This window comes from Pseudomonas sp. efr-133-TYG-103a (genome assembly GCF_030209235.1).
GTDB lineage: Bacteria > Pseudomonadota > Gammaproteobacteria > Pseudomonadales > Pseudomonadaceae > Aquipseudomonas.
The window spans coordinates 42450-63030 of the sequence record NZ_JARVSK010000020.1; the positions used below are offsets into that span (position 1 = coordinate 42450).

Sequence of the window (20581 nt, forward strand, 5' to 3'; positions counted from 1 at the left end):
AGCCGTATGTCTGTTCGGGGTTCATCAAATTGACATGCCCGTATGCGGCGGATAGCATTCGCGCCTCCACCGCCTGTGGCCAAGCGCCATGTACGTGCATCTGTAGTCCACTGCGATGATTTCGTGCTGGCTTCCGGAGTGCTTTTTTCGTTCCGGGAGACGCAATTACCTGTCCGGGTATTTGCCACAGCGCGCGATTAATCTGCTCACAAGGACAACAAGATGAAACAGCGTATCGGTTTGCTTGCTCTGGGCATCTTCGCCGCCAGCCACGCCATGGCGGACGGCCAGGCAGACGCCAACGGCTTTGTCGAAGACAGCAGCCTGAAGGTCAATCTGCGTAACGCGTACATCAATCGCGATTACAAGAACGGCCCTCAAGACCGCGCCGAGTGGGGCCAGGCGTTCATGGCCAACTATTCGTCCGGTTTCACCCAGGGCACCGTCGGCGTGGGCGTCGATGCATTCGGCCTGTACGCGGTACGTCTGGACGGTGGCAAGGGCAAGAGCGGCGCCGGCGGTATCGACTTCTTCAAGCAAGGCGACAGCGGCAATGCAGCCGATGACCTGCAGCGCTTCGGCGGAGCGGTCAAATTCCGCATTTCCAACACCGTGCTCAAATACGGCGACATGATGCCCGAGCTGCCGGTGCTGAGTTACGACAACTCGCGTCTGCTGCCAGAAACCTACACCGGCACCATGATCACATCCGAAGAGATCAAGGACCTCAAGCTGGTGGCTGGCCGTTTCACCGGTCTGACCCGCAAGAGCGCCGAAGGCCGTGACAGCGGCGACCTGAAGAGCATCAACGTCTACGGTGCCGCCTACAAGTTCACCGACGCCCTGAGCGGCGCGTTCTACGCCTCCGACGACGAAGACACGCTGAAGAAGCAGTACGTGAACCTGAATTACGTCTGGGCACTGCCGAAAGATCAGTCGCTGACCTTCGACTTCAACGGTTACAAGACCAAGCTGGACAAGGACGTTGCGGTCAATGACGACCGTGACAACAAGATCTGGTCCCTGGCCGCGACGTGGGCTGTGGGCATCCACTCCTTCACCATCGCGCACCAGCGCAGCACGGGTGAAACCGGCTACAACTACGGTGGCTACCGCAACAACGGCGGTTTCAGCGATGGCGGTAACACCATTTACCTGTCTAACTCCTACTGGTCGGACTTCAACGGCAAGGATGAGCGCTCCTGGCAGGCCGGCTATGGCGTGAACCTGGCCACCGTCGTCACGCCTGGCCTGAGCTACAAGATTGCTTATGTTCGTGGCGACAACATCGACGACGGTTCAGGCCGTGGTCGTGGCGAAGAGCGCGAACTGTTCAGCCAACTGAGCTACGTCGTGCAAAGCGGTCCGGCAAAAGACCTGTCCGTGCGTCTGCGCAACTCGTTCCTGCGCGTTTCCAACGATGTCGATCAGTACAACGTTGGCGGTAACGAAACCCGCATCTTCATCGACTACCCGATCAACGTTTTCTGATGTTGAACGGCTGTTGAGCCGACGTTGCAAAGAGCGCCCCGGTCCCGTGACCGGGGCGTTTTTGTTTCGTCGGTCGATCTTCCGCTAACATCGCAGCTTTCTCACTTCCGCCGGTCACCCTCATGGCACTTGCCGCGCCGCCCGATCTCTCCGACACCGCCGTCGCGGTGCAGCCTCTGTCCCGAACGTACCCTCGCGGTTTGTACATCGAGCCGCATGAACACGACTGGGGACAGGTGCTGTATGCGATGTCGGGCGTGATGTGGGTGGAAACGCCGCACGAGGCGCTGGTCGTGCCGCCGCAACGCGCCGTGTGGTTGCCGCCCGGCGTGCCCCATGGCATTCGGGTCGTCTCGGACCTGGAAATGCGCAATATCTACCTGCGTCCCGCGTTGGCTCACACGCTGGACACGACGGTTCAGGTGCTGGAAGTCGGCCGACTGCTGCGCGAACTGATCGTCGGCCTGGTCGCCGAGCAGGACAAAGACTCCGAGTATTACGACGCCCTGGCCGGGCTTGCGCTGCTCGAGCTCAAGCGGGCCAGGCGTTCGCTGTTGAAGGTGCCAATGCCCGATGACAGTGACCGTCGGCTGATGAATGTCTGCCAGGCGGTGATGATCGAGCCCTCGATTGATATTCCGTTCGAGCAGCATGCGGAAAATGCGGGAGCGAGTGTCCGAACGCTGTCGCGCCTGTTTCTGGCCGTACTCGGCATGGGATTCGCGGAGTGGCGGCGGCAGGTGCAACTGGCGACTGCGGTGGCCGAGATCATTCAAGGCGTGCCGGTCAGCGTGATCGCCCGATCCATGGGTTACTCGCCGAGCAGCTTCAGTGACATGTTCCGCCGCGAACTGGGCATGGCGCCGTCGCAATATCCTCTGGGTGAGCAGGCAGGCTGACGCCGCTGATCACTGTCCGAAATTCAGAAGTACTTGGCCGGTAGCCTTATCGGCCTCTCCTTACACTCTGGTTATCGCTTGACGCCGCCGCGCCGCAATTGTGCCGCGCGCCGCCAGATTTCCGGAGTTCGCCATGAGTTACATCATCTCCCTTGCCATCGGTATCGCCGTCGGGCTGCTGTACGGCGCCCTGGATTTTCGCTCACCGGCGCCGCCTTTGGTCGCGCTTGTCGGCCTGCTCGGCATGCAGGCAGGCGAGAAACTGTGGCCGATGGGCCGGCAGTTGTTCGCCAACCTGATTTCTTGAATCGACCCGAATCTTCCGTCTGACACCTGGATTTGACGCTATGAAAGCACTGCAATTTTCCCGAACCGGCGACCTGGCTGCGCTGGAAGTCGTCGAGCTGCCAACACCCGTGCCTGCAGAAGGTGAGGTGCTGGTGCAGATCAAAGCGGCGGGCTTGAACCCCAGCGACGTCAAGAACGTGCTCGGGCGCTTCCCGTACACCACGCTGCCCCGCGTTCCAGGCCGCGATTTCGCCGGCGTGGTGATTGAAGGCCCGCAGGAACTGGTCGGCCAGGAAGTGTGGGGCACCGGCAATCAGATCGGTTTTTCGCGCAATGGCTCCCACGCCGCTTACATCACACTCTCGGCCAAAGGTGTCGCACTCAAACCCAAGTCCTTGAGTTTTGTTCAGGCTGCCAGCCTTGGCGTGCCTTACACCACTGCGTGGGACGCGCTTGAGCGCAGCCTCGTGGGCGCCAACACGCGCTTGCTGGTGATTGGTGCCAATGGCGCGGTGGGCAGCGCGGCCATTGCCTTGGCGCGGGTTCGGGGTGCGCAGGTGCTGGCGGCGGTGCGTCGTCCCGAGCAGCTCAAAGCGTTGCGCGAACAAGGCTTCGAGGCGATTCTGCTGGAAACGCCTGAGCAGCTGGGCGCGCAGGTCAATGAAGTGTTCTCGGGCGGCGCCGAAGTGATTTTCGACACCACAGGCTTCTGGCTGCCGGCCGCGGTGCCAGCGCTGGCGCAGTTCGGCCGCATCGCGATCATTGCGGCACCGGTCGACGGCCATGTGCAACTGCCAGCGCTGGCGCTCTACCGCAAGGGCGGCTCGGTGGTGGGCATCAACTCGCTGCTGTATGGCGTTGAGGCCTGTGCGCGCATGCTCGAGCAGTTCGGCAAGCTGTTCGACGACGGCACGCTGCCGTTGCCTGGCGGGCTGATCGAATCACCGCTGGAAGACGGCCCCGCGCGTTACGCCCAGGTGAACGCAGGCGCAGCCGAGAAAGTCATTCTGCTGCCTTGATCGGCAATCGCCGGGCAGGCAGACAGCGTCTGTCCGGCGTTCACCACGCCGGCAGACCTTTCAGGTACGAGGCCTCGATGCGAGCAGCGGTGCCATCGCTCTGCAACGTGTCGAGCGCCTTTCGCAGGCTCTCTACCATCTGTGAATCGCACTCTTTCGAGCAGGCTAGATACAGGTTTGCAGTCATCAAAACACGGCTCATCACCAGCGGCCGGTCGCTTATCTGCTTCCAGATGTAGCGCGTTTCCGGCACCCCGTTGAACCAGGCATCGACGCGCCCTTTGAGCAGCATCTGCGCCGGGTTGTCACCGATTTTCAACGGGTAGATCTGCGAGGCCGGGAAGCCTTCTTCGCGCAGCCGGGTTTCCTGCGCGGTTCCAATGCCGACGGCGATCAGCCTGAAGGCCTTGCGCGCCTCATCGAAGCTGTCGACCCGACGATCGAGGCTGAAAAATGTCCGGTCCATCGTCAGAAGCGGGGCAATCCAGGTGAAGCTGTTCTCGCGGCTTTGAGTGCGGGTCAGCGGCGCAATCAGCAGGTCCTTGCCATTGGCCACATCGCGCTGCGCCCTGGGCCAGGGCGGGGAGAGAAAGATTGCTGAGTAACCGGCCATGTCCATCGCTTTGAGCGCCAGGTCGCCGGCGATACCGTGTCGGTCGCCGTCGTTGAGCATGGTCAGAGGCGGGGCTTCGGGGACGTAGACCTGAACGCTCGGTGCTGCGAGCAGCGCAGACGACCACACTACTAAAGCGCCGGTCAGGTGACGGACACAGCTGAAGATCCATTTCATGGCAGTAGCGCTCAAGGTAAATGCCGGGCCTGTCTGGCAGGCCGCGTGCCTGGCTCATGTCATCGCTGCATGGCCGTCTGTATCGTCGATATCCGCGCCTGAGGCGTGGCCATCCTGAATGCAGGTCGGCGCTGATCAGGTCTTGTTGTGTTCGTTGGTGTAGCGGCCGCTCAGCTCCCAGCCGCATTCAAGCAGCATGTCGATCCAGTCTTCATAAGAATCGTCGACATCGAGCAGATTCATGAACTGATCTTCGATGTGGCAGCGGAAGGTCTGCTCTTCAACGTTCCACTCAACGTCCCGAATGCGCCAGGCGCGCTGATCGGGCAGCTGGATGTTCAAGCCATGGAACGGCACGAACGGCAACTCCACTTCGAACAGCAGTTTGGACCATTCAGAGGAAATCTCGGGGGTCTGATGGGTCCATAAATATTTGATCAGTCTGACTTTATGCACGGGGTGACCTTCTATCGTGTTGCGGGGTTGCAGCGCTTTGTCTCCTCGACAAGCGAAACAGGCCGACGGCTATGGCTATACGTTACTCGAAGGATACGAAATCGGGGAGGGGGCGTCTGGATCAATATGATGCCCGACGGCGCCAGTGGCGACGCGGTTCTTGAGCAAGGAAGCCAGATATTGGCGCAAAGGCGAGGGGACCGTCTGGCGGAATGGCGGGTGGCGACTGAAATGAAATGAATGGCGTCAGTCCATACGTGCTATTGAATGGTTAGCTTTACCTCCTCTATTGCGCGCCCCAGTCTTTCCCGCAATGGATCAATCAAGCACCAGACCTGGTCAGCATTCAGCTTTTCTGTGTGGGCTGCCTCAAGCAGTTGAGCCACCAGAACAAGCCCAAGATTGGCGTCTGCCACCCTCTGAACCGCGGCGTTCAGTCCGTTCAGCTGATTCTGTATCTCATCGAGCCTGCACGACCATTGCTGCACAGTCGTGGCCGACGCGGTCGTGTCCCCTTGGACAATGATCTGGAGCTCGGTTTGAAGGCTTTGGATTTGCGCTTCGATGTTCATGGCCAGCTCTCCCTGAGCTCTTGTGCGTGGCGTGTTCCGGTAGGAAACCCACGAGCGCGTTCATCGCGCTACAGATTTGGCATGACTGGGCAGGACTGATTATTTTCCGATCCTAAGTATCTCTTAGTACGGGGTCAACCTGATTCTAAGAATCTCTTAGCCTTTTAACGGCTAGTGAATGAGCATTTTTAGTAAACGGCTGAAAGAGGCCCGAACGGCGGCTGGATTATCCCAAGAGCGTTTAGGTATCGAAGCAGGCATTGATCCCGCATCTGCGAGCGCGCGGATGAATCAGTACGAAAACAACGAGCACGTCCCTAACTCGTTGACCATCATTCAGATTGCGGCGGCGTTGAACGTTCCACCGGCTTACTTTTATTGCGTTGACGAGGACGAAGCCAGGATGCTGCTTCTTTTTTTCCGGCTGGATATGCCAGGCAAAAAAAGGATTCTGGCGTTGGCGATCGAGTTGCACGACACCGTTCATACCGCGCGGTAACGACGAACACCCCCTGAATACAAGCGCTGCTCCTGGCCTGTTGTGTTCTTTTTCCTGAACTGACGCAGCGGCGATTGCGTGTATTCTTGGGCGCTCGCAGCTGTCGGGACCCTCCTCATGCTTCACAAGAACCTGATCCGTCGTCTCGATCTGATCACCCTCAAACTCTTCGTCGCCGTGCATGAGGAAGGCACCTTGACGCGTGCGGCTGCACGAGAGGCGATTGCCGTTTCGGCCGCCAGCAAGCGGCTGATGGAGCTTGAGGAAGTGCTGGGCATCGGTCTGTTCGTGCGCAATGCCAAGGGCATGCTGCTCACGGCGGCGGGCGAAACGCTGCTGCATCACGCCCGCCGCATGCTCTCTGATCTCGAAAAAATGGGCCTCGAGCTCGATGAGCATCTTCAGGGCATGCGCGGCTATGTGCGGATGCTGGCGAACCTCTCGGCGATCATTCAGTTTCTGCCTGAAGACTTGCACGACTTCACCACCAGCCATGAACGGGTGAAGGTCGACCTCGAAGAGCGGCCCAGCAATGGCGTCGTTCAGGGCTTGATCGATGGCGTCGCGGACATCGGCATCTGTTCCGAAGACACCGACGTTCAAGGCTTGCACAGCGTGGCGTACCGGCGTGACGAGCTGGTTGTGGTGATGCGCGCGGACCATCCGCTGGCGGGGCTTGAATCCGTCGCGTTCGAGGACACCCTTGGCAGCGATCACATCGGCCTGCACGCCGCCAGCTCGATCAACATGCGCACCCAGAATGCAGCCCGCTCCCACGGAAGGCCTCTGCGCGTGAGAATCCACGTGCCAGGCTTCGACGCGATGTGCCGAATGGTTCAGGCCAACATGGGCATCGGCGTACTGCCGCGCAAGGCGTTCGACCTGCTCGGCACGCCCCTTGGCCTCTGCGCGGTGTCGCTGAGCGATGCATGGGCCCGTCGCACGTTGATTCTCGTCGTGCGCGACCGGGCAACGCTGTCACCGGTCAGCGCGTTGTTGTTCGATCACTTACGTGGGACCTTTCGCTAGAGCGTTCGCGGTTTGCGAACGCCTCTTGCCAACAAACGGTTGGATTTGCGGATTCGCCGTCCTCTAGTCTTGGTACAAATTCCAAGAAACACTCGAGGTATCCGCTATGACAGGCCCCCTGAACGGTGTGCGCGTAATTGAAATCGGCACACTGATCGCAGCGCCTTTCGCCGCTCGCTTGATGGGCGAATTCGGCGCCGAGGTGATCAAGATCGAATCGATGGGGCAGGGCGACCCTCTTCGTAAATGGCGAAAGCTGCACGAAGGGACTTCGCTGTGGTGGTACCTGCAGTCGCGCAACAAGAAATCCCTGTCCCTGAACCTCAAATCCGCTGAAGGCATCGAGATCGTCAAACGCCTGGCTGAAAGCGCCGACGTGTTGATCGAAAACCTGCGCCCCGGTGCGCTGGAGAAACTCGGTCTGGGCTGGGACGTGCTGCACGCTCTCAATCCCAAGCTCACGCTGGTGCGGATATCGGGTTACGGCCAGTCCGGCCCTTATCGCGATCGTCCGGGTTTCGGCGCCATCGGCGAGGCCATGGGCGGCATTCGGTACACCACCGGCACGCCTGGCTCGCCGCCCGCGCGCGTTGGCGTCAGTCTGGGTGACTCGCTGGCTTCCATGCATGCGGTCATGGGCGCGTTGATGTCCCTGCTGCGCGTGAAGACCGGGCAGGGCGATGGTCAGATCGTCGACGTTTCGCTGGTTGAAAGCGTGTTCAACCTCATGGAAAGCCTGGTGCCCGAGTACGCCATGCTCGGCCATGTGCGTGAGCGCAGCGGCGGAGCGTTGCCTGGCATCGCGCCTTCCAACACTTACCCAACTGCAGATGGCGCCTATGTGGTGATCGCGGGAAACAGCGACCCGATCTTCAAGCGGCTGATGCAGGTCATTGGCCGGCCTGATCTGGCTGACGCGCCCGAGTTTGCGCAGAACGATGGCCGCGCGGCGCAGAGCGACATGCTCGACGCGGCGATCAGCGGCTGGTCGTCAAGCCTGCCGATCGAGGACGTGCTGCGCGCGTTGGAACAGGCCGAAGTCCCCGCCGGCCGGATCTACAACGTCGCCGACATCGTCGCCGATCCGCATTATCAGGCCCGCGAGATGATTCTCGACGCCGAGCTGCCCGGCGGCGCTCAGGTCAAAATGCCCGGCATCGTGCCCAAACTGTCCGAAACGCCGGGCTCGGTGAACTGGCAAGGCCCCGCATTGGGTCAGCACACCGACAGCGTGCTTGGCGCGCTGGGCCTGACGGCCGCCGATATCGCTCAACTCAAAACCGATGGGGTGGTTCAATGATCACTGACTTTTCAGAGCGCCTGATCGTTCAGGAAGTGTCGCCCCGCGACGGCCTTCAGATCGAACCGAAGTGGGTCGAAACCGCTGACAAGATCGACCTCATCGACCAGCTTTCTCTGGCCGGTTTCAGCCGCATCGAAGCCGGCTCTTTTGTATCGCCCAAAGCCATTCCTGCGCTGCGCGATGGCGACGAAGTATTTCGCGGCATCAAGCGGCAGCCGGGCGTGATCTATGTTGCGCTCATCCCCAACCTGCGCGGCGCGCAGCGGGCGATGGACGCCGGCGCCGATGAGCTGAATCTGGTGATGTCCGCCAGCCAGACCCACAACCTGGCGAATATGCGCATGCGCTGCGAACAATCGCTCGACGCATTTGCCGATGTCGTCTCGCTGGTGGCGGGCAGTTCTCTCAGCCTCAATGGCTCCATCGCCACGACGTTCGGCTGCCCGTTCGAAGGCAAGATCGATGAAGACCGCGTGCTACAGATCGTCGACGCGTACCTGGAACTGGGCATGCAGGGCATCTCCCTGGCCGACACCACCGGCATGGCGAATCCGCGTCAGGTGCACCGCTTGGTGCAGCGCGTGCTGACTCGCCTCCCGGCGTCTGCGCTCACGTTGCATTTTCACAACACGCGTGGCCTGGGCCTGAGCAACGTGCTCGCCGCTTACGAGGCGGGTGCGCGGCGGTTCGATGCATCGCTGGGCGGACTGGGCGGATGTCCTTTCGCGCCCGGCGCGTCGGGCAACATCTGCACGGAGGATCTGGTGAACCTGTGCGAAGAGATGGGCATCGACACCGGCATCGACCTGCTGCACTTGCTCAAGCTCTCGCGTGGCTTGCCTGCGCTGTTGGGACACGAAATGCCAGGCCAAGTCGCCAAGGCGGGCCGCAACTGTGACCTGCACCCAGCGCCGGAGAACCTGGCGACCTGAATCCTGACGCGCCGTAAATCCTGTAGGCGTGAGCCTGCTTGCGATAGCAGATGAACTGTCCGCATCCCTGTGGAAGACCTGACGCCATCGCAAGCTCGCGCAGTCCTGCACATCCAGAACGAATGCGCTTGAAGGTGCATTCGTCCAGACAACAAAAACAATAGGGCTCCCTTTGGGAAGTCCAGCTGGAGTAACCGCAATGACTATCTCTGTTCTGAACCCGAACAGCAGCCTCGCCGAGGTTGTCAGCGCCGAAAAGGCGCTCATCCGCAAAGTCGCATGGCGCCTGATGCCGTTGATCATGGTCTGCTACCTGTTTGCATTCTTCGACCGCATCAACATCAGCTTCGCCAAGTTCCAGCTGCAGACCGACCTCAGCCTGAGCGATACCGCGTACGGCCTGGGTGCGAGCCTTTTCGTCATCGGTTACGTGCTGTTCGAAGTGCCGAGCAACATCATGCTGTACAAGGTCGGCGCGCGGCGCTGGATCGCCCGCATCATGATTTCCTGGGGTGTGGCCACCGCGCTGATGGTCTTCGTCAACGCCGAATGGCAGTTCTATGTGCTGCGTTTCATCATCGGCGCGATGGAAGCCGGTTTCGCACCGGGCGTGCTGTTTTATCTGACGCTGTGGTTTCCGCAGACCTACCGAGGGCGCATCACGTCCACGCTCTTTCTGGCCTCCGCGTTCGCCGGCTTGCTGGGTGCGCCGATCTCGGGTCTGGTGCTCGGCGGGATGGACGGCGTGATGCAGATGCGTGGCTGGCACTGGCTGTTCCTGCTGGGCGGCCTGCCGTGCATCGCGCTCGGCTTCGCTGTGTTGAAAATCCTCAAGGATCGTGTGGCCGACGCTCACTGGCTGACCGATGCCGAGAAGACCTACCTGTCCAGCCGCATCGCCCAGCACGAGCCGAACAAGCACGGTGGCTCGCTGCTGACCGCTTTGAAGATGCCCGGGTTCCTCATGCTCGGCCTGATCTACTTCCTCATTCAGGTTGCGTCCTACGGCCTCAACTTCTGGGCACCACAGCTGATTCGCAGCGCCGGCGTCGAAAGCCCGGTCATGATCGGCCTGCTCACGGCGATTCCGTACATCTGCGGCGCGATCAGCATGGTCGTGATCGGGCGTCTGTCGGACGCCAGCGGCGAGCGGCGCAAGTTTGTGTGTGGTCTTGTGGTGCTCGGCGCTGTCGGCTTCTTCTGCGCCGGCATCTTCGCCCAGCACACCAGCATGCTCGTCCTGTCACTCGCCATGCTCGGCGGCGGCATCGTCGCCTCGATCCCTGCCTTCTGGACCCTTCCGCCCAAACTGCTGGCCGGTGCAGGCGCAGGCGCTGCGGGCGGCATCGCGCTCATCAATACGTTGGGTCAGTTCGGCGGCATCGTCAGCCCCGTGATGGTCGGCCACATCAAGGACATCACAGGCAGCACCACGCCTGCCCTGTATGTCATCGGCGTGAGCACTGTGATTGCGGCGGGATTGTTACTGTGGGCGTTGCCCGAGAAACTGCGCACCCTCGACAAGAGCCACGATTGAGCCCTGCACGCTGCGCCTGAAGTCAGGCGCAGCTTCGCAGGCTGCGGTAGTCAATAACGCGACCGGACGGTTCGCGTTATTGAGATGCTTTCTGCAGCACAGCTTTGTGCAGTTCAAGATTCTGCTCCGCCGAGCCTTCATAAGGATCGATGCCGACTTCCTTCGCCAATTCCTTGCGATGCTCGAAACTGCTGTCCAGGCCCAAGGCCTTCAACAAGTCCACGATCGAGTTCTGCGGTTTGAGCTCCGGATGAGCCTGCGACAGAGATTCAAGTTTGGCAGTGACCTGATCGGCACTCGGTGCTGCAGGTGCGCCAGCAGATGTCCCGGTGGAGGACGCCGTGCTTCCGGTAGGCGGAACGGCCGACGGCTCAGGCGCTGCCTGCGGCGTCGCGCTGGCCGACCCGATCCCGAGTTTTTCAAGAATAGTGCTGAGAATGCTCATGTTAATTCCTTATTTTCAGTGATTGTTCTTCAGGGCGGCCGACAGGCGAATGCCCGACTGCGCATCAAGCCTTCCTCTTCGTCGCGGCAACCGACGTCTCGTCACACACGCCCTCACCGACACCAGAAACACAAAGCGATAGCCACCACCCCACGCGGATCCTGGCCGTGAAGTCGAGGCATGAATGGGGACGGTCGAAAAGACATCCGTTACCGGAAATGGGATCGTCACTGCCTTGTGCGTTGGAACGGTCCATGACGTGCGGCAGATCAGTCAGCGTGCAGCGTAGCCGCTATGTACTTGAGTTGCGGGCGAAGGGTTCGGTTCCGGGGGATGTGGGGTGGTGCGGGATATCGGACGAGTGGTGGGGGGTGGTCTGGGGGCTTTCGCTTTGCCCGCGGGGCGCCTAGGATGACCGGAAGATAATGCCTTCGATGTCATGGGCGCAAATGATCTTGCAGAGTCGCTGGCGGCACCAGACAGGCGGCTTTTTGCTACAAGGACAGAGATTCGCGGACCTGGTACTTGGTGGATATTTTGACATACCAAATGGGGTTTTTATAAATCAACCAGATAATTATGGCGTTTGGTGAAAACGAGTGAGGTAGTGACAGCGTCTAATTGACGGTGAGGGTCACGGCGGCAAGGCACCGGATGCTCTGATGAGTGGCACTCAGTGCATATGAAAGACAGTGTCGCACGCCTTGTGCTCGTTGAAGGCGATCGCGAACGGCGGCAGTTGGCCAATAGCGGGCGATCAGAGCCTAGGGCAGTAACCTAAAAGCGGTCTATGGACACCGTATTGTCGAAACGGTAGCGTATCGATGAAAGTCCTCGAACTGATGACCTATCCAAGGTGCTCTTTGAAATATTACAAGAATAGATTGATATGCTTTCTAGATGTTCTTGGCTATTCCTTCATGATTGAGAAATATGGGATCCAGGAAATCTACAATAAGTATTCTCAATTTGTTGATGTGGCAAAAAATAAAGTTTTCTTTGGGGTGCCTAATGACTATGAGGGTCCGGATAATAATTTCGAAATATCAGAAATCATTTCTGACTCAGTAGTTTTGGTTTCCCATGATGTCGAAAACGTTGCTTCTGTTAATAACTTTATAGGCTCTATTCACTTGTTCTTGGAGTTGGGCGTGGCCAGCGGCTTTATGTTTCGCGGTTGCGTTAGTCAAGGTAATATTATATTTGACAGGCAAAGAAGTATATTTATAAGCAAAGAATTTAATGATTTGGCTAAGTTTGAGCCTAAGATTAATGCCCCGGTCTGCGTCATATTTGATGAGGCTAAACCCACAGTTCTTTCATCTATTTTTGGACGTGAAGCTGGAAGTGGCGGGGTGACTCCTTTGAGATCTTTACCGCTGATTAAGTGGTCTGTTCCTTTGAAGGGTGAAATAATCATAGACTTTTGGTGTGTTAATTATACTTTTTTCTGCAATAATAAACAAATAAGAGCCGCTATTGAATATCTGGCGGGAGATGTTGCGAAGCAAAATAATTTTATTAAATATTTGGAGTATCTTGAGCTATTTTCTGAAGAAACGCTGGATGGCGACAATAGCAATTATTTAAAGTTCATGAGAAGCAGGAGTGGAATGCGAGTCGCTTTTGTAGATGCTAATGGTGACGTTGTCCAGCCGCCCGTTGAGTGGGGTTTTCCTAGTGTATTTATTGAGCCCCCTCAACAGATTGCGGTACATGTAGACGGCTCCGGCCAGGTAAAATTCACCGCCCAAGGTCGGTGGGGGTAAATTAGGTGGCTGCGAGCTAGGGCGAACACGCCGGACGTTGCGATGGGCAGTATGGAGGCGAATGTCTAGTCCTGAAATAGGTTTGCACCTTTTTAGGACTAGACACACATCAACCAGAGTCGAAAATAAATACCCCCCTTCTTGAGATTGAAGGAACAGATATGAGCTCAGTGAACCGGCCTGACAGTAGAGGGGCACTGGTAATCGTCAATCCATCCCGCCGTTGAGGAATTTCGTGTCATGGGCAATCAGGATCCGACCCAACTTCGGAAAAAGTTCGATCACTTCCGTGAGGAGTGCATTTGGATCACCAATTGTTACAACCTCTACAGAACTCTTTATGAGGGAGGGGAGGCTACGGACGCTGTTTTGGAACGTGTTGCTTCTGCATTTTTCCATGACCTGAATAGGATCATGGTTGAACACATACTTTTGCAGATCTGCAAAATCACTGATCCTGCCAGTAGTGGTCATCGACAAAACCTAACTGTGGAAAGTTTAAACAATGATCTCGATACTCTAGGGCTGATTTCTCAAGACATAATAGATCGAGGGGAAGAGCTGAAGGATTATAGAGATCTGATCGTGCGGGCTCGCAACAGGCTCATTTCCCATTTGGATTGGCAATCAGTAAAAGAGGGCAAGCCTCTAGGCGAACATGAGGCGAGGGAAGTGAGTCAGTTTTTTGCCTGCCTGTTTCGGTATACCGATCTCGTCGGGGAGGCCTGTGGGTCTGGTCCTTTGGATTATTCAGTTTCTGCCTGCCAAGGTGACGCGATCGACTTGTTGCGAGCGCTGAGGAACCTCTCCAGTAGGAATTAGATTTGGGCGTTGAACATCATGGATCACGTTTCTTCAATTTTGCTGTTGAGCAGACTTAGCCGATTGCAGTGGAACGTTATCCAGGCAGCAGGCAGGAACCGTGGGGCGCGGACCCGATGCAAACTACCCGGAGGCTGGACATTTACCAGATAATCAGGCGCCCTGAGTGCTGGTGCTGGTGCTGGTGCTGGTGCTGGTGCTGGTGCCGGTGGGAGGATGGAGGCTGCTTTGCTGGCCAGACCAGCGCCTCGAGACCCGAGCCGGGTGCAAACATGATTGTGCTGACTGGTGCATGCCTGACTGTCAGCTAGGCGCGTCGGTGCGAAGGTCACGCTCAAGCAGGAGATCGACGAGGGCCGTGGCGGCATCATTATTTCACCCGCAGAAGTCCAAGAGGTCTTCAAGCGGATCGAAATCTGAAGTGTGGACGTATTGTGGACGTCGTCGCTGAGTGCAAGGCAAGCGACATCATCCATCAAAAACGACAAAGCCCCGCGTAGCGGGGCTTTGATGTATGGTGCCGGCACCAGACGAACGGTTTCTTGCTGTGAGGGCAGAGGATTCGCAGCATCCATCAACGTTCGTATCGGCGAAGATCTCAAAATCCGAGCCTATCGTGAGCTTGAGCGGTTAGGTGTCACACCCTCCGAGCTCCTGCGCCAAGCATTGCAATACGTCGCCGAGCGCGGGCAGCTGCCTTTCAAACCTGTTCTCATGACCGATGAGGATGAAGCGCTGCTAGCGACCGTTCGCGAGCGCCTTGCCGACCCTCAGCGATTGAAGATTTCTATGGATGATCTATAGCCTTAGGTTCAATGCGCGAGCGCTAAAGGAATGGCAGAAGCTGGAGGATACGATCCGGCAGCAACTCAAGAAAAAACTCGTCTCGGTTTTGCTGAATCCGGAGGTCGAGGTGAACCGGCTGCATAGCTTGCCGGACTGCTACAAGATGAAGCTGCGTAGTAGCGGGTACCGATTGGTCCACCAGGTGATCGATCATGAGGTTGTTGTTTATGTGGTAGCTGTGGAGAAGCGTGAGCGGGAACAGGTTTATCACTAGACGGCAGAACGGCTGGTAGGTAAAACGTCATAACGAAAAAAAACGCCAAAGTGCGGTTCTAGGGGCTTCCAAGTCATTCGATGGAACGCGATGGAGCTGGATATGGTGCTGCACCAGACGGACGGTTTCTTGCCACCCAGTGTCGCGCCTTCACCGCAACTTGTAAGCTGTTAAGGATCATCTGGCTATAAGGTACGTTATAGGATCAAAATTAGACCCTGCGTTTCGTTTCTGGGATTTTTCCCGGCTGAGCGATTGGGCAATAGAAATGTCTGCATTCGTCATTTTACAAACGTACCGATTAGGACGCTCACAAGCTCACGTCTACCGCGCGGGCGTTAGAACTCAAGGGAACCCACATGTCGGAACAGGACGCAATCGACGAGATTTTTGATCTCGAGGCGGCAGTTAAATCACTCTGCGGGGATTTTCAGCAGATTGAAGCTGTATATATCTTTGGCTCTCGTAGATACCAAACTCGAAGTACTCGCTCCGATATCGACATACTTCTTGAGTGTAATGATTTAATTAAAAAATCTAGTCTCAGGGACTTTGTTTTCAGGCACAGAACAGCGTTGGATCTTTTCGTAATGGAGAATGGAAGAGCTGAGAGCGTGGCAAATGAGAGCTTCATTACAGAGTCAAGTGATAAAGATTTAATCTCGCGTCTTGATGCCGTTGAATTGTACAGGCGAGGAAGTGGTTCCACCGATTTTTTCACTAAGTATAAAAAGCAAAATATTGACCGGCGTGTACAATTCAAAATGACAGTTCTCCCGGGTAATGCGAATGAAACATGTGAAGTGCAAGCTCTACAGAAGTTTTTTGCAACAGCAAGTGAGCACGGACTTCCCGGTCGCCCTTATATAGGGGTATCAACATACGAGGCGTGCGAGTTTATAATTTCGGTGATTCGGGCGATTCCTTCAGCAAATAAAGATGTCAGCAATCATGGTTCAGCTAAATCAGGCTGGACGATTAAACCTGTAAGTGAGTATGACTTCCAAAACATTTTTTGGATTACAGCTAAGCCTTGGCTACCAGGCTTGGGCCGTGAGGAAGTGGCCATTACCTATGACGGAAAAGAAAAAAGAGCTGATTTCAATTTGTTTGGGAATCAGCTTCTCATAGAATTCAAACATATAAAGGATGCAGGTGATGTCAGAGAGACAACAAAAACACTCGCCGGCCTCACTGACTTCTATCAGCGTCACCCTAACGTTCGCGTCGTTCTCTTCGCAATCTTGGTGGACCCCGCCGTTAAAATGGATGACCGTAAGATCGAATCAGACTACTCATTCGATAAGAAGACTCCACAGGTCGTAACAGTGGTCGTACGAAACAATTAACAGATAGGCCTATTAACGCCAAAGGAGATATATGAAGTTAAGTTACTAATAGTGCATGCTGAGCGAAATTACATCTGCAGTAAAGTAGTTGTGCGCTAACTTTGGAAGTTTCAGTGGAGGGGAGGGTTAGCAAATAAATTACTAGGCGGGAATAACTGTTCGTGACCCTGATGCAAGATGCTTCATTGAATCCTTTGAAAAAGTTGTTAAATATCTAACAGTTGGAGAATATTGTGGGCCTTGTTTTGATGGTGCATGTTTCCCATTTTTCTCACAAAACCCAGGGGGGAAAGCTTTAGCTATTATATCTTCGGGTCGTTTAATAGAGCTATAATATCTTCTTCTATCGACGTTACGAAGATTACCCCTTTATTCTTTAGTCCAATATTGGAGATAATGCGGTTGACTTTATCAGAGACAATAACTTTAAAGCTTGGGTTTTGATATGTTCCTGGGTCTAGCTGTCCATATGCTAAGCAAAGAAGAATGTATTGAATGAAAGTTTTGTTCTCTTCGATTGAGAAGTTTTCTTTGTTAGATATATTTGAGCTTGCAATAAGTTGCTTTAGGGTCGTAGCGCGCTCAATGTTCTCATCTGCAGTCTCACCTGACCACTGAATGAAATCATCAATAGTGCTGACTAAGATGTTAGGTACTTTAAGCATATCTACTTTGCCTTTTGATTGAATGACTCAGCCCATAGCTTAGCGCTTAAGCCGAACTGATCATACGGCAATGACTTAATTAAATCAATAGCGTTGCCTGTAGTTCTGTAGCTAAAATAGCTGTCAAAAATTTGTCTTGTATAAGAGCATTGTATGTTATCTATTTTTTCTTCGGCGATAAAGTCATATTCAAGTAGGATGCTGTTATAAATGTGACTTGATGAGGGGGGGGCTTTACTGACCGCTGTTTCACGTGGGCTGTTCGTTTGAATTATCTTTTTGACCTTGCTCAGATCTGATTCATATAAGTGTAGCGAGTCGGTGAAGTGACGTTGTATGCCTAGCTCGATATTGAGATTTCTGGCTATGTATTTTTGAATGCAATTGAATACAAAAACATTGTAAGGTATACCTTTGAATAAATCATTTGATCTATTTAATACAGTTAAGTCAAGTTTGTTATTTCTGATTTTTACGTAGATAGTTGTGTTGCAAGGTATGTCCAAAGACTGTGTTTCAACAAGGTCTTCGGGGGAGTAAAGTGTTATTACTGCTCTGCGGCTTGATGGGGTTTTTTTAAGAAGTTCAATTGCTCTAGACAGCTGATTGTATCCAAATTTTTGCTTCAGTCTAAAGCCATATGCACCATTCAATGTTTTGCCGTCATCGGAGTACTGAGAATAGTTTGAGATTATGTTTTGAAGGGGAGAGAGTGTATTTTTACCGCTTAGAACCCACGCAGCCTCTACGACGGCAAAATATGGGTTAAAGCCTCTGTTGCGTAATGTTAATATCTGATCTTTCGGATTGTTGAATTGAAAATATGCCGGTCCGAAATCGTAAACGGTGCCAACTCTGGATGAGGTTGACTGAGTAGTGTGATCTTCGGATAGCAGCAGTGAGTCAAAATAGACGTCGTTTAGATCATTTCCGATAAAAATATGCATGGTCACACCTCAGGAAACCTTAGCTTATTCTTTTCAATTTTCTTCACCGTCTCTGCTTCTATGTCAATGTTTAGCTGATTTGATATTTTTAATAGGTATATAAAGGTGTCAGCCAGTTCCTCGCTTAACTCGGCTTTAGCGGTTTGGAGAGTGAGGTCTCCGCGGGAAATTTTTTTCACAATATTGCAAAACTCTCCGAATTCTCCCGATAGACAAACCGCTAAGTGTTCTAGCTCTTGAATATTCGAGTCTCCTATGTCGACGTAGAAGCTCTTGCTTCCAATTTTATGCGTTTGGTCAAAATTTTTTTGTGCTGCCTTCAGTTCGTCTAGAGTCTTACGCATTATAGATCACCTTGGATAATTCAAGAGTTTTCTCGCTGAGGGTTTTGTTCATTTCCCCAAAATCTTCATGGTGAGAGTTAATTGATCGTTTTTCTTTTAAGTCTATAGCGATTTCTAGGATTGTCCTTGTCGTAGAGAGAGCGAGTTTTCTGTTGAAGGCTACCGCGCCGTCATCTAGCTCCTCTAGGCAGGATATGATTCGCTCCAAGGAAGTTGTCACTACTACAGTTGAATCTTTGCGCTTTTCCTTTAATAGATCAGAGATTTCTTTAGGGTTTTTCGATAGGGTTGAAAATATTTTTGCTTCACTGAGTCGGTCTATTATCGGGATTTTTAACGTGTTTATGTTTTTGTTCGAGTAGGCTCTAAAGGCAAAAATAGTCAACTTAATGTTTTTGAAGTTTTGAAGAGAGTCATGAATTGCGACTATCTTTAAGCGAATTTCTTCAAGGTTTACACGGAGGAAAGTTGTGACCTCTAATGCTCGAAAATATGCAGTGCAGTAAAGAGTGTCTTCATGTATGTTACATTGAAGGAGCATAAATGAGGGGATTGGATTGTCGCCGGAATTGGCTATCACTTTTTGATCTATCAAGGATATAAGAGCACGGTTGCTCGTTTTGTTGTTGCTAAGTTGTGATATCATCTGGTCTAACCCATCGCCGATGAACTCTCCGTGGTTTATATGGAGTTCTTCAGGTCGGTTTTTCATAGCCCACAAGCGAGCTTCATCTGTTACGTCTTTGAGTGGTTTTTCTTTTATGACCCCAATAGTTATGGAAAATGGCATGACATAGTTGATGCTCGACGTGCCATCTGGGATCTCATTAGAAGCAATATCAACGATGTGCTCTAATGTATCGATTTCGGCGTATTCAATTTTCAAGTAGGGCCTCTACTTCCGACATAATTTTTCTGTGAATGGATTCGATTGATTCTGTAGCATCTAGCTTTAAAGTTTTTCCCTTATATTGGTCGAAGATTTTTTCGTAATTTCGTTTTGCCAATGTAAGTTTTTCAGTGTTTTCGTACTCGTCTGTAAAGGCTCTTAGGTTAATTCGGTCTATCGATTTTTTTTCAGGATTGTCCAAATAGATTACTAAGTCTGGATCCGGGAATCTCGCATTCAATGTCTTAACCAATTCGAAGTCTTCTTGGTTGGAGCAGTGATATGCAAAGGAAGAGAAATAGTATCTTGTGCTTATGACTACTGCGCCATCAGATTTAAGCTTGTAAATGCCGTCTATATTGTTATAAAGATGGTCGTGGCGGTCGGCCGCAAACAGGTAAGCCATTTGCTCATCAAACAAATCACCACTCGTTATATTGGGGTTTGAGCCTTTGGCCACGGCAACTCGTCTTTTGAATATTTGGCGTATTAAATTCCCAATGGGGCCATCTGACGGCTCACAGGTCAGATGGCACTTTACACTTTTCGCAATAAGTGCTGCTCTCAATAGCTCTGACTGCGTAGAGGTCCCTGAGCCATCAATGCCCTCAAATACAATAAATTTGCTGTCCATCATAGTTCCTCGAAAACTAGCTTTGTTGGGTCTTTGTCAGGTGTACTTATGAAACGTTTGATTGTACCAGTTTCAATTTCAATTGTGTTGATTCCGTTGTGAAATCCAATGTCGGGGAAGTTCATAGAGCGTCCAGAGACTATTTTACTGGGGTGATCACCAACGCATAGATCCAAGGTCGAATGCTGGTGGCCATGGAGGATGTAGTCGAAGTTTAGCTTGTTAAGTGAGTAAAGCACTTGAAGTGCGTTTCTGATATTGGATGTATCAAGTTCCTGCTGGCTTATAAAGTGATGGTGTGTTATAAACACCTTGTTCTTGGATTGCATGATTTTCTCTTTTTCTGCATTTAACTTATTAATTGTTGATTCAGAGATATATCCGTAAGTGTGATTGAGATGAAATGCTGAGTTTGAAGTGATAAATATTGTATCGTCAATTTCAAAAATTGACTCGTTTTTATCGGAAGCACAAAAAACATCATCTCTCCGTAGAGCATAGATAAATTTATCGAACTCCCCAAACCGTGTTCCAGGTACAATGTCATGGTTTCCTGGGCAGGCAATAACATTTGACCTAGGTATGCCGCAATATTCGATAACTTTCAAGAAGAATTCAGTGGCCTCGGTATAGCCATGAGCCTGTCCTCTGAAAGTTATATCGCCACTAATTACAAGTATTTTATCGCCAGGGGCGCTATTTATGATTTCAATTAGCGCGTTACCTATTTTTTCGCGATTGTATGTCGGTGTCTCGTTTCCGAAATGAGGGTCGGTTAGATGTATGATATTTTTGCTCATTTAGTGCTCATTCATAGTTATGTTACTGTCTACTGATAAAGT

At 53.3% G+C, this 20581-nt stretch carries 24 protein-coding genes; 14 read left to right on the top strand and 10 right to left on the bottom strand.

Annotated elements, in window-relative coordinates:
• Positions 1–222: 222 nt before the first annotated feature.
• The 4 genes from QRN36_RS17760 to QRN36_RS17775 all read left to right on the top strand — a co-directional run bounded on the left by QRN36_RS17760 (position 223) and on the right by QRN36_RS17775 (position 3697).
• Complete coding sequence (locus QRN36_RS17760; RefSeq protein WP_285425253.1) at positions 223–1491, top strand: OprD family porin; 1269 nt, start codon at positions 223–225, stop codon at positions 1489–1491.
• Positions 1492–1613: 122 nt separating this feature from the next.
• A complete protein-coding gene (locus tag QRN36_RS17765; RefSeq protein ID WP_093465826.1) occupies positions 1614–2390 on the top strand; it encodes a helix-turn-helix transcriptional regulator in 777 nt (258 codons plus the stop codon).
• 133 nt (positions 2391–2523) lie between these two features.
• Complete coding sequence (locus QRN36_RS17770; protein WP_110948701.1) at positions 2524–2697, top strand: DUF1427 family protein; 174 nt, start codon at positions 2524–2526, stop codon at positions 2695–2697.
• Between the two features lie 40 nt (positions 2698–2737).
• On the top strand, positions 2738–3697 hold the full coding sequence (locus tag QRN36_RS17775; protein WP_285425255.1) for a zinc-binding alcohol dehydrogenase family protein: 960 nt from the start codon (positions 2738–2740) through the stop codon (positions 3695–3697).
• 40 nt (positions 3698–3737) lie between these two features.
• On the opposite strand, the gene QRN36_RS17780 is transcribed toward QRN36_RS17775, so the two are convergent.
• From QRN36_RS17780 to QRN36_RS17790, 3 genes are all read right to left on the bottom strand, one after another.
• Positions 3738–4487, bottom strand: a complete 750-nt coding sequence (locus QRN36_RS17780; RefSeq protein ID WP_285425256.1) for an ABC transporter substrate-binding protein — start codon at positions 4485–4487, stop codon at positions 3738–3740.
• Between the two features lie 135 nt (positions 4488–4622).
• Positions 4623–4943, bottom strand: a complete 321-nt coding sequence (locus QRN36_RS17785; RefSeq protein ID WP_093465820.1) for a hypothetical protein — start codon at positions 4941–4943, stop codon at positions 4623–4625.
• A 260-nt stretch (positions 4944–5203) separates the two neighbouring features.
• Positions 5204–5515, bottom strand: a complete 312-nt coding sequence (locus QRN36_RS17790) for a hypothetical protein (protein WP_285425257.1) — start codon at positions 5513–5515, stop codon at positions 5204–5206.
• Between the two features lie 178 nt (positions 5516–5693).
• Here QRN36_RS17790 and QRN36_RS17795 point away from each other — a divergent pair, with 178 nt between their 5' ends.
• From QRN36_RS17795 to QRN36_RS17815, 5 genes are all read left to right on the top strand, one after another.
• Positions 5694–6014 (top strand): helix-turn-helix domain-containing protein, encoded by a 321-nt coding sequence (locus QRN36_RS17795; RefSeq protein ID WP_285425258.1) that lies wholly within the window; start codon positions 5694–5696, stop codon positions 6012–6014.
• A gap of 117 nt (positions 6015–6131) precedes the next feature.
• On the top strand, positions 6132–7043 hold the full coding sequence (locus QRN36_RS17800) for a LysR family transcriptional regulator (protein ID WP_285425259.1): 912 nt from the start codon (positions 6132–6134) through the stop codon (positions 7041–7043).
• 106 nt (positions 7044–7149) lie between these two features.
• Positions 7150–8343 carry a CaiB/BaiF CoA-transferase family protein gene (locus QRN36_RS17805; protein WP_285425260.1) on the top strand — a complete coding sequence of 398 codons (1194 nt, stop codon included), beginning with the start codon at positions 7150–7152 and terminating at the stop codon, positions 8341–8343.
• Positions 8340–9278, top strand: coding sequence for a hydroxymethylglutaryl-CoA lyase (locus QRN36_RS17810; RefSeq protein WP_093465814.1), 939 nt, complete (start codon positions 8340–8342; stop codon positions 9276–9278). The genes QRN36_RS17805 and QRN36_RS17810 overlap by 4 nt, the downstream gene beginning before the upstream one ends.
• Before the next feature lie 199 nt (positions 9279–9477).
• Entirely contained in the window at positions 9478–10815 is a 1338-nt protein-coding gene (locus QRN36_RS17815) for an MFS transporter (RefSeq protein WP_093465812.1), read from the top strand.
• A gap of 76 nt (positions 10816–10891) precedes the next feature.
• On the opposite strand, the gene QRN36_RS17820 is transcribed toward QRN36_RS17815, so the two are convergent.
• On the bottom strand, positions 10892–11260 hold the full coding sequence (locus QRN36_RS17820; RefSeq protein WP_285425261.1) for a DUF3597 family protein: 369 nt from the start codon (positions 11258–11260) through the stop codon (positions 10892–10894).
• A gap of 824 nt (positions 11261–12084) precedes the next feature.
• Here QRN36_RS17820 and QRN36_RS17825 point away from each other — a divergent pair.
• From QRN36_RS17825 to QRN36_RS17845, 5 genes are all read left to right on the top strand, one after another.
• Positions 12085–13029, top strand: coding sequence for a hypothetical protein (locus tag QRN36_RS17825; RefSeq protein WP_285425262.1), 945 nt, complete (start codon positions 12085–12087; stop codon positions 13027–13029).
• Positions 13030–13269: 240 nt separating this feature from the next.
• On the top strand, positions 13270–13851 hold the full coding sequence (locus QRN36_RS17830) for a hypothetical protein (RefSeq protein WP_285425263.1): 582 nt from the start codon (positions 13270–13272) through the stop codon (positions 13849–13851).
• Between the two features lie 510 nt (positions 13852–14361).
• The gene (locus tag QRN36_RS17835) at positions 14362–14655 is read left to right on the top strand and encodes a type II toxin-antitoxin system RelB/DinJ family antitoxin (RefSeq protein ID WP_285425318.1); all 294 of its coding nucleotides are present in this window, start codon (positions 14362–14364) and stop codon (positions 14653–14655) included.
• Complete coding sequence (locus QRN36_RS17840; protein WP_285425264.1) at positions 14645–14911, top strand: type II toxin-antitoxin system RelE/ParE family toxin; 267 nt, start codon at positions 14645–14647, stop codon at positions 14909–14911. Before QRN36_RS17835 ends, QRN36_RS17840 begins: the two co-directional genes overlap by 11 nt.
• Before the next feature lie 359 nt (positions 14912–15270).
• The gene (locus tag QRN36_RS17845) at positions 15271–16260 is read left to right on the top strand and encodes a hypothetical protein (RefSeq protein ID WP_285425265.1); all 990 of its coding nucleotides are present in this window, start codon (positions 15271–15273) and stop codon (positions 16258–16260) included.
• A 302-nt stretch (positions 16261–16562) separates the two neighbouring features.
• Here the strand turns inward: QRN36_RS17845 and QRN36_RS17850 are convergent, their stop codons facing one another.
• From QRN36_RS17850 to QRN36_RS17875, 6 genes are read right to left on the bottom strand one after another with little or no spacing between them, the layout of a single operon-like run.
• Positions 16563–16925 carry a hypothetical protein gene (locus QRN36_RS17850; protein WP_285425266.1) on the bottom strand — a complete coding sequence of 121 codons (363 nt, stop codon included), beginning with the start codon at positions 16923–16925 and terminating at the stop codon, positions 16563–16565.
• 2 nt (positions 16926–16927) lie between these two features.
• Positions 16928–17872, bottom strand: a complete 945-nt coding sequence (locus QRN36_RS17855; RefSeq protein WP_285425267.1) for a thymidylate synthase — start codon at positions 17870–17872, stop codon at positions 16928–16930.
• A gap of 2 nt (positions 17873–17874) precedes the next feature.
• Positions 17875–18216 carry a MazG nucleotide pyrophosphohydrolase domain-containing protein gene (locus QRN36_RS17860; RefSeq protein WP_285425268.1) on the bottom strand — a complete coding sequence of 114 codons (342 nt, stop codon included), beginning with the start codon at positions 18214–18216 and terminating at the stop codon, positions 17875–17877.
• Positions 18209–19102 (bottom strand): hypothetical protein, encoded by an 894-nt coding sequence (locus QRN36_RS17865; protein WP_285425269.1) that lies wholly within the window; start codon positions 19100–19102, stop codon positions 18209–18211. Before QRN36_RS17865 ends, QRN36_RS17860 begins: the two co-directional genes overlap by 8 nt.
• The gene (gene tmk / locus QRN36_RS17870) at positions 19092–19739 is read right to left on the bottom strand and encodes a dTMP kinase (RefSeq protein ID WP_285425270.1); all 648 of its coding nucleotides are present in this window, start codon (positions 19737–19739) and stop codon (positions 19092–19094) included. The genes QRN36_RS17865 and tmk overlap by 11 nt, the downstream gene beginning before the upstream one ends.
• Complete coding sequence (locus tag QRN36_RS17875) at positions 19739–20539, bottom strand: metallophosphoesterase (protein ID WP_285425271.1); 801 nt, start codon at positions 20537–20539, stop codon at positions 19739–19741. The genes tmk and QRN36_RS17875 overlap by 1 nt, the downstream gene beginning before the upstream one ends.
• Positions 20540–20581 lie beyond the last annotated feature (42 nt).

Excerpts from the sequence above, each read along its gene's own strand:
- QRN36_RS17855 (WP_285425267.1), bottom strand. The coding sequence starts at position 17,872 with ATGCATATTTTTATCGGAAATGATCTAAACGACGTCTATTTTGACTCA.
- QRN36_RS17875 (WP_285425271.1), bottom strand. The coding sequence starts at position 20,539 with ATGAGCAAAAATATCATACATCTAACCGACCCTCATTTCGGAAACGAG.
- tmk (WP_285425270.1), bottom strand. The coding sequence starts at position 19,739 with ATGGACAGCAAATTTATTGTATTTGAGGGCATTGATGGCTCAGGGACC.
- QRN36_RS17845 (WP_285425265.1), top strand. The coding sequence starts at position 15,271 with ATGTCGGAACAGGACGCAATCGACGAGATTTTTGATCTCGAGGCGGCA.
- QRN36_RS17810 (WP_093465814.1), top strand. The coding sequence starts at position 8,340 with ATGATCACTGACTTTTCAGAGCGCCTGATCGTTCAGGAAGTGTCGCCC.
- QRN36_RS17830 (WP_285425263.1), top strand. The coding sequence starts at position 13,270 with ATGGGCAATCAGGATCCGACCCAACTTCGGAAAAAGTTCGATCACTTC.
- QRN36_RS17840 (WP_285425264.1), top strand. The coding sequence starts at position 14,645 with ATGATCTATAGCCTTAGGTTCAATGCGCGAGCGCTAAAGGAATGGCAG.
- QRN36_RS17765 (WP_093465826.1), top strand. The coding sequence starts at position 1,614 with ATGGCACTTGCCGCGCCGCCCGATCTCTCCGACACCGCCGTCGCGGTG.
- QRN36_RS17850 (WP_285425266.1), bottom strand. The coding sequence starts at position 16,925 with ATGCTTAAAGTACCTAACATCTTAGTCAGCACTATTGATGATTTCATT.
- QRN36_RS17800 (WP_285425259.1), top strand. The coding sequence starts at position 6,132 with ATGCTTCACAAGAACCTGATCCGTCGTCTCGATCTGATCACCCTCAAA.
- QRN36_RS17790 (WP_285425257.1), bottom strand. The coding sequence starts at position 5,515 with ATGAACATCGAAGCGCAAATCCAAAGCCTTCAAACCGAGCTCCAGATC.
- QRN36_RS17795 (WP_285425258.1), top strand. The coding sequence starts at position 5,694 with ATGAGCATTTTTAGTAAACGGCTGAAAGAGGCCCGAACGGCGGCTGGA.
- QRN36_RS17780 (WP_285425256.1), bottom strand. The coding sequence starts at position 4,487 with ATGAAATGGATCTTCAGCTGTGTCCGTCACCTGACCGGCGCTTTAGTA.
- QRN36_RS17760 (WP_285425253.1), top strand. The coding sequence starts at position 223 with ATGAAACAGCGTATCGGTTTGCTTGCTCTGGGCATCTTCGCCGCCAGC.
- QRN36_RS17775 (WP_285425255.1), top strand. The coding sequence starts at position 2,738 with ATGAAAGCACTGCAATTTTCCCGAACCGGCGACCTGGCTGCGCTGGAA.
- QRN36_RS17770 (WP_110948701.1), top strand. The coding sequence starts at position 2,524 with ATGAGTTACATCATCTCCCTTGCCATCGGTATCGCCGTCGGGCTGCTG.
- QRN36_RS17835 (WP_285425318.1), top strand. The coding sequence starts at position 14,362 with ATGTATGGTGCCGGCACCAGACGAACGGTTTCTTGCTGTGAGGGCAGA.
- QRN36_RS17815 (WP_093465812.1), top strand. The coding sequence starts at position 9,478 with ATGACTATCTCTGTTCTGAACCCGAACAGCAGCCTCGCCGAGGTTGTC.
- QRN36_RS17805 (WP_285425260.1), top strand. The coding sequence starts at position 7,150 with ATGACAGGCCCCCTGAACGGTGTGCGCGTAATTGAAATCGGCACACTG.
- QRN36_RS17825 (WP_285425262.1), top strand. The coding sequence starts at position 12,085 with ATGAAAGTCCTCGAACTGATGACCTATCCAAGGTGCTCTTTGAAATAT.
- QRN36_RS17820 (WP_285425261.1), bottom strand. The coding sequence starts at position 11,260 with ATGAGCATTCTCAGCACTATTCTTGAAAAACTCGGGATCGGGTCGGCC.
- QRN36_RS17860 (WP_285425268.1), bottom strand. The coding sequence starts at position 18,216 with ATGCGTAAGACTCTAGACGAACTGAAGGCAGCACAAAAAAATTTTGAC.